We start from the raw sequence: 7337 nt of genomic DNA on the forward strand, positions 1-7337 counted from the left end.
ATCATGATCTGCCGCACCGCTTCCCACAATTAGGAGACGCCGCCTAGGCCGCTGTCGCTCGGCCGCCGGACCTGCCGTCGCCCGCCGCCGAACCGACCTGCCGTCGCCCGGCTGCAACTCGCCCGCCCGCCCGGCCGCAGCCGCGTGGCTCGTCCGTCGTCGCCTGGTCGTCGTCGCCTGGTCGTCGTCGCCCGGCCGCCGTCACCCGGTGCCGTCACCTGGCCGCCGTCACCTGGCCGCCGTCACCTGGCCGCCGTCACCTGGCCGCCGTCACCTCACTTGGTGGGGGTCGGGCGGCCCAGGGAGACCAGGTGGAAGCCGGCCTCCGTCACCTTCTCCGCCGGCAGCAGGTTGCGGGTGTCCACGATGACCTGGTTGACCATCGTGGCGGCCAGGTTCGGCCAGTCCAGTTCCGCGAACTCCGGCCACTCGGTCAGCACCACCAGCCCGTCCGCGCCCTCCGCCACCGCCTCCGCCGACCCGAGCACGCGCACCGGGCCGCAGTCCGCCGTGACGCACGGGTCGTAGCCGGTCAGCCGAGCGCCCTCGGCCGCCAGCAGCGAGGCCACCGCCAGCGCGGGGGAGTCGCGCAGGTCGTCGGTGCCCGCCTTGAACGTCAGCCCGAGCAGCCCGAGCCGCACACCGGCCAACGCGCCACCCACCGCCTCGCGCACCATCCCGACCACGCGGTGCGCCTGGTGGCCGTTCGTGCCGATGGTCGCGCGCAGCAACGGAAAATCGACCCGCGCGTCCTCCGCCGTGGACAGCAGCGCCCTGGTGTCCTTGGGGAAGCACGAGCCGCCCCAGCCCGGCCCCGGCTCCAGGAACGACGCCCCGATCCGGTCGTCCAGCCGCATCCCCTCGGTCACGTCACCGATGTCCGCGCCGACCCGCTCGCACAGCTCGGCCAAACTGTTGACGTACGACAGCTTCATCGCCAGGAAGCAGTTGCTCGCGTACTTCACCAACTCCGCGCTCGCACTGCCCGTGACCAACGCCGGCGCCCCCGTCCCCGCGTACAGCGCCACCACCCGGCGTGCCGCTTCCTCGGCCTCCGAGCCGACCACGACCCGCTGCGGCCGCAGGAAGTCGTCCACCGCGTGCCCCTCGCGCAGGAACTCCGGGTTGGACACCACCTGCACGTCCGCCCGGCCCACCAGCTCCGCCACCCGTTCCGTCGTACCGGCGGGCACCGTCGACTTGATCACCAGCACGCACCCGGGCCGCACCGCGTCCCGCGCCTCCCGCAGCACCGCGTGCACGGCGGTGAGGTCGGCCGCGCCGTCGGCGCCGGTCGGCGTCGGCACGCACAGGAACACGAAGTCCACTTCGGACAGCGCCTCCGCGTTGCCGAGCACGAACCGCAACCGCCGCGCCCGCAACCCCTCCGCGACCAGTTCCGCCAGTCCCGGCTCGTGCGCCCCGATCTCGGCACGGCCGAGCGCGTCGACCTTCGCCTCGTCCACGTCCGCGCACACCACGGTGTGCCCGAGCCGCGCGAAGCAGGCCGCGGTGGTCAACCCGACATAGCCCGCGCCGATGACGCCGATCCTGGCCACGGTCCACCTCCCAGTAGCGATCGTGCGGCCGCCAGCACCTCGTCCGCGGTTATGCCGAGCAGCCCCGGGTCCGGCCGGTCGGCGAACGTGTCACCGGTCGTGCCGTGCCAGAGCACCCGGTGCGGCCCCGACCTCGGCCCCCACTCGGCGGGGGACACCGGCCCGAACAGCACCACGGACGGCGTGCGATAGGCGGTGGCGACGTGCGCCACTCCCGTGTCGCCGCAGAGGACGAGTCGTGCGCCGGCCACCAGGTCGAGCAACCCGGCCAGGTCGCCGACGCGCGTGCGGCGGCCCTGTGCCACCTCGTGCACCAAGGGCTCCTCGTCGGGACTGCCGGTCACCACCACCTCCGAGCCCAACGCGCGCACCACCTCGGCGAACCGCTCGGCGGGCCAACGACGCGCGCCGTGGCTCGCGCCGGGGTGCACGACGATGTCGTCGGTGCGCGGCAACGGCACCGGCAGCGGCGGCAGGTGCAGGTCGTCCGGGTCGCAGGCGATGCCGAACTGCGCCAGCAGCCGGCACCACCGCAGCACCTCGTGCTGGTGCGCGGGCCATGGCACGTGCACGCCGTGCGTGATCAGCCGGGATGGGTGGGTGTCGCGCAGCAACGCGGTGCTCTGCGGCCCGCGCCCGTGCAGGTTGACCGCGAGGTCCGGCGAGTCGTAGTCGATCGGCACGAGCCCTTCGGTGGGCAGCAGCCGGTCGACCGCGTCGATCCGGTCCACGGCGTCGGCCAGCCAGCCGGGCGCGGCCAGGGTGATCTCGGCACCCGGGTGGGCGCGGCGCAACCCGCGCAGCGCGGGCACGGCCGTCAGCAGGTCGCCGAGGCCGAGCGCGCGCAGCACGAGCACCCTCACGACCGCACCACCCGGCGCGTGCGCAGGCGTTCCAGCGCGTCGGTCACCAGCACCACCCGCCTGGCCGGCCGCCCCACCGCGGGCACCTTCCGGTGGCGGATCTCGCCGCGCAGCCGGTGCAGGCACGCGGCGGGCGGGATGGCGACGCTCGTGACCACCATCCTGGCCACCTCGTCGCGGGTGCGCGGTCCGGGTGCGATGCGCCGCACGGCGAACCAACCGGTCAACCCGGCCCACGCGCCGCCGAACGCCAACGCCCCCTTCCGCCACCCGAGAAGTCCACAAAGGACCGCGAGCGCACCGGACGCCGTCGTGGCCACGTGCCAGGGCAGCCGTCCGGGCACGCCACCCATCCGCTCCCTCCACTCGGGACCGAGCAACCGCCGCACCAACGCGTCGTCGGCGTTCCCGCGCTGCTGCCTGAGGCTGGCGAAGAACCCCGCCTCGCGCACCGGGTGCGTGGTCACGCGATCACCCCGCACGATCCGGTACCCGCGCGCCTGCACGCGCAACGCCAGTTCGGCGTCCTCCCGGTACGCGCGCGGGAAGCGTTCGTCGAACCCTCCCGAGTGCACCAGTGCGGCCCGCCGGTACGCCATGTCCGCGGTGATCCACCGCGCGTCGGCCAGCCCCGCCGTGCCCCGCTCCCAGTCGGTCGGCCTGCGGTCCTCGGGCAGCGGCACGACGATCCGCCCCTGCGACGCGCCCACGTCGAGCCCCAGCCGTGCCAGGTCCTCGGCCAACCGCAGCTTCCAGTCGTGCGGCGGCACCACGTCGTCGTCCAGGAACGCCACCCACTCGCAGCACGCGGCACGCCACCCGGCGTTGCGCGCCGCCGCGGGCCCCCGCCCACCGGTGCGCAGCACGCGCGCCGAATGCGTCGGCGGCAGCGGTCCCGGCTCCGGTCGGTCGTCCACCACGATGATCTCGCGCGGCGGCGGCCCGACACCGTGCTCCAAGGCGTCCAGCACGACCTGCAGGCTGTCCCGGCCGACGGTGGGGATCACCACCGCGTAGTCGACGCTCATGGCCGCCGCCGCACCACGAACCGGCCGATGGCCAACAGGTCCACCGGCGCCGACCCGAAGCACTCCAGCGCGTCCCGCGGGTCGTCCACCATCGGCCGCCCGGCCGTGTTCAGGCTGGTGTTCACCACGACGGGCACGCCGGTGCGCCGGTCGAACTCGCGGATCACCCGCGCCATCAGCGGCTCGACCCCGGGATTCACGGTCTGCACGCGCGCGGTGCCGTCCACGTGCACGACCGCCGGGATCCGGTCACGCCACTCCGACCGCACGTCGTGCACGAACAGCATGTAAGGGCTCGGCAACGGCCCCCGTTCGAACAGCTCGGCCGCGCGGTCGGCCAGTACCATCGGCGCGATGGGCCGGAACTGCTCGCGCCCCTTGACGTTGTTGAGCCGTTCCAGGTTCTCGGCCTTGCCGGGGTGCGCGAGCAGCGACCGGCGGCCCAACGCCCGCGGCCCGTACTCGCTGCGACCCTGGAACCAGGCCACCACCTGGTCGTCGGCCAGCGCCTCGGCCACCGCGACGGCCACGTCGTCCGGCTCCTCGTAGGCGACCTCGGCGTTCTCCAGGTACCCGCGGATCTGCTCGTCGGTCCACGACCGGCCCAGGTCGGCGCCCGGGATCGGCGCGGCCGGCTCACCGGCGTCCGCCGCCACCTGCAACGCCGCACCCAGCGCGGTACCCGCGTCACCGGCCGCCGGCTGCACCCACACCTCGTCGAACGGCCCCTCGGCGAAGATCCGCGTGTTCGCCACGCAGTTGAGCGCCACACCGCCCGCCATGGTCAGCCGCTTCTGCCCGGTCCGCTCGTGCAGCCACCGGACCAGGTCCAACAGCACTTCCTCGACCCGCACCTGCACGCTCGCCGCCAGCTCGGCGTGCTCACGCGTCACCTCGTCGTCCGGGCCGCGGCGCTTGGCCAGCGTCGCCCAGTCCAGCGGCACCACCGCGAAGCCGCCGTCCTCGGTCGCGTAGACGTGCTCGCGCAGCAGGTCCAGGTGCTTGGGCTCGGCGTAGGAGGCCAGCGCCATCACCTTGTACTCGTCGCTGGAGCGCAGGAAGCCCAGGTGCTCGGTCAGGTCCTCGTAGAGCAGGCCGAGCGAGTGCGGCAGGTGCTGCGCGGCCAGCGTCTCCAGCTTGTGGTCGCGGTAGCTGCCCGCCAGGTGCGACCGGCACTCGCCGCGACCGTCGTTGACCAGCACGGCGCAGTCGCCGCCGAACGGCGCGGCCAGGCCGGTGGACGCGGCGTGCGCTACGTGGTGCGGCACGAACCGCACGATCGCCGGGTCCAGCCCCGGCAGCGCGGTGGCCAGGAAGTACGGCGCGCGGCGCGCGTACTCGGTGCGCAGGTCCTCCCACGGCACGTCGTTCGGCTCGACCAGGTCCGGGTCGTAGGAGTAGGCGACGGCGTCCAGGTCGGCCGGGGTGAGGCCGGCGTGCTCCAGGCACCAGCGCGCGGCCTGTTCGGGCTGTTCCCAGGCGGAGAACGGCACCGGCCGCTTGCCGTGCTTGCGCCGGGAGAAGCGTTCCTCCTCCGCGGCGGCCACCACCTCGCCGTCCACCACGAGGGCGGCGGCGGGGTCGTGGAAGACCGCGTTGATACCGAGCACGCGCACGGCGTTCCCCTTTCGCTCCAACTCCTGGGCGGACTCTCTCCTGTGTGGACTTTCCCGGGCAGGACCGTCGCGGCCCGATGTCGTCCGACTACCCGACGAGTTCCCGGTCAAACGACCGCCGCAGCCCCTCGTCCAACCCGATCTCGGGCTGCCAGCCCAGCACCCGCCGGGCCAGCGAGATGTCCGGTCGGCGGCGGCGCGGGTCGTCGGTCATGGCGTCGACGTGCCGGATCGTGGACGCGCTGCCGGTGAAGTCGATGACCTTCCGGGCCACCTCCAGCACCGTGACCTCCTCCGGGTTGCCGAGGTTCACCGGGCCGGGGTGGTCGCTCTCCGCCATCGACAGCAGGCCGCGCACCAGGTCGTCCACGTGGCACAGCGAGCGGGTCTGCGAGCCGTCGCCGTGCACGGTCAGCGGCTCGCCCGCGCGGGCCTGCCGCACGAACGTCGGGATCATCCGGCCGTCGTCCGGGCGCATCCGCGCGCCGTAGGTGTTGAAGATGCGCACGATGCCCGTGTCCACGCCGTGCTCGCCCCGGAACGCGCAGGTCATCGCCTCGCCGAAGCGCTTGGCCTCGTCGTAGACGCTGCGCGGGCCGACCGGGTTGACGTTGCCCCAGTACGTCTCGCGCTGCGGGTGCTCCAGCGGGTCGCCGTACACCTCGCTGGTGGAGGCGATGACGATCCGCGCGTTCTTGCGCCGAGCCAGTTCCAGCGCGTGCAACGTGCCGAAACCACCCGCCTTGAGCGTGTCGACGGGCATCCGCAGGTAGTCGACCGGCGACGCCGGGCAGGCCAGGTGCAGCACCAGGTCGACGTGTCCGAGCAGGTCCAGCGGCTTGGCCACGTCCTCGACCACCACCCCCAGCCGCGGGTCGTCGGGCAGGTTGTCCGGCGACCCGGTGCGGAAGTCGTCCACGCAGACCACCCGCGTGCCGCGCTTGAGCAGCGCTTCGCACACGTGCGAGCCGAGGAACCCGGCCCCACCCGTCACCACCGCTCGTTCGAATCCCATGAGCAGGGCCTACCCAGCGATCAGATGAGTAACCACCACTTCCCGGGGTAGTACTCGCGGGTGCCCCAGACGACGGTGGTGATAGCCACCCGTGACCGCGCGGACGACCTCACCCGCACCCTTGAGCGGCTCGGTGAGCTGGACGTGCCGGTCATCGTCGTGGACAACGGGTCATCGGACGACACGGTCGCCCGAGTGCGCCGGCAGTTCGGGCACGTCGAAGTGCTGGCGCTGGGGCGCAACGAGGGCGCGGTGGCCCGCAACCACGGCGTGCGACACGCGACGACGCCCTACGTGGCGTTCAGCGACGACGACTCGTGGTGGGCCCCCGACGCCTTGCGGTGCGCCGAGCAACTGTTCGCGCGGCACCCCCGGCTAGGCCTGATCGCGGCCCGCACGATCGTGGAGCCGGACGGCCGACTCGACCCGGTGTGCGTCGAAATGGCCCGTTCCGCCCTGGGCCGCGACGACGACCTGCCCGGCCCGTCCGTACTGGGCTTCGTGTGCTGCGCCGCGATCGTGCGCCGCTCGGCGTTCCTCGGCGTCGGCGGCTTCCACCCGGTGCTGTTCTGGCCGGGGGAGGAGCGCCTGTTCTCCTGGGACCTGGCCGCCACCGGATGGGCGTGCTGCTACGTGGACGACGTGGTCGCCCACCACCAGCCGTCGGCATTCCGACCACCATCCGCCTGGCGGCGACGCGTGGAACTGCGCAACGACCTGCTGACCACCTGGCTCCGCCGCCCGCTCGGCGTCGTGCTCGACCAAACGTTCGCCCTGGCCAGACGCGCGATGGGGGACCGTGACGCGGGCGCCGCACTGGTCGCGGCACTGCGCCGACTACCCGCCGTCCTCCGCCACCGCCACCCCCTACCCGCCGAGGTGGAACGCCGAATCGCCCTGGTGAGCTAACCGCCGCTTTCGCGAAAGACCGCCAACGGCACGCGCGAGAGCCGCCGACGAGCGCGGGGACGAACGAAACCGGGGCGTGTGCGGCCGCTCTTCACAGAAGTAGGGCTTCGTGTCATCCCGCCGACCTGGCGCAGCCCTACCGCACGTGTCAAGGGGGCACCTCTCGGCATGACCGGCGCATTGGGCTGGAAGCGCCCCCTTGACGCGTGTGGTAGCCCGGAGGGAGGTCGGTGGGATGACACGAAACCCGGGACCACCAACCGAACAGCAGTTCCCAACCCAACAAGACCGAGACGGAACCGGGGGATGTCATCCTGCTGATCTGCCCGTCCGCTGGCGTTTTAACC

Annotated in this window: 6 protein-coding genes; 1 reads left to right on the forward strand and 5 read right to left on the reverse strand. The window is 73.2% G+C overall.

Annotated elements, in window-relative coordinates; translation table 11 throughout:
* Window positions 1-275: 275 nt before the first annotated feature.
* From A6A25_RS38410 to A6A25_RS38430, 5 genes are all read right to left on the reverse strand, one after another.
* On the reverse strand, window positions 276-1559 hold the full coding sequence (locus A6A25_RS38410; protein ID WP_073898947.1) for a UDP-glucose dehydrogenase family protein: 1284 nt from the start codon (window positions 1557-1559) through the stop codon (window positions 276-278).
* Window positions 1517-2422, reverse strand: coding sequence for a glycosyltransferase family 9 protein (locus A6A25_RS38415; RefSeq protein ID WP_073898949.1), 906 nt, complete (start codon window positions 2420-2422; stop codon window positions 1517-1519). The genes A6A25_RS38410 and A6A25_RS38415 overlap by 43 nt, the downstream gene beginning before the upstream one ends.
* The gene (locus A6A25_RS38420) at window positions 2419-3450 is read right to left on the reverse strand and encodes a glycosyltransferase (RefSeq protein WP_083669011.1); all 1032 of its coding nucleotides are present in this window, start codon (window positions 3448-3450) and stop codon (window positions 2419-2421) included. Before A6A25_RS38420 ends, A6A25_RS38415 begins: the two co-directional genes overlap by 4 nt.
* Window positions 3447-5066 (reverse strand): carbamoyltransferase family protein, encoded by a 1620-nt coding sequence (locus A6A25_RS38425; RefSeq protein WP_073898951.1) that lies wholly within the window; start codon window positions 5064-5066, stop codon window positions 3447-3449. Before A6A25_RS38425 ends, A6A25_RS38420 begins: the two co-directional genes overlap by 4 nt.
* 88 nt (window positions 5067-5154) lie before the next feature.
* Window positions 5155-6081 carry an NAD-dependent epimerase/dehydratase family protein gene (locus A6A25_RS38430; protein WP_073898953.1) on the reverse strand — a complete coding sequence of 309 codons (927 nt, stop codon included), beginning with the start codon at window positions 6079-6081 and terminating at the stop codon, window positions 5155-5157.
* Window positions 6082-6141: 60 nt separating this feature from the next.
* Here A6A25_RS38430 and A6A25_RS38435 point away from each other — a divergent pair, with 60 nt between their 5' ends.
* Complete coding sequence (locus A6A25_RS38435; protein ID WP_073898955.1) at window positions 6142-6990, forward strand: glycosyltransferase family 2 protein; 849 nt, start codon at window positions 6142-6144, stop codon at window positions 6988-6990.
* Window positions 6991-7337: the final 347 nt, after the last annotated feature.

Origin of the sequence: Saccharothrix sp. CB00851, from assembly GCF_001905065.1 — a bacterium.
In the GTDB taxonomy this organism is placed as follows: domain Bacteria; phylum Actinomycetota; class Actinomycetes; order Mycobacteriales; family Pseudonocardiaceae; genus Actinosynnema.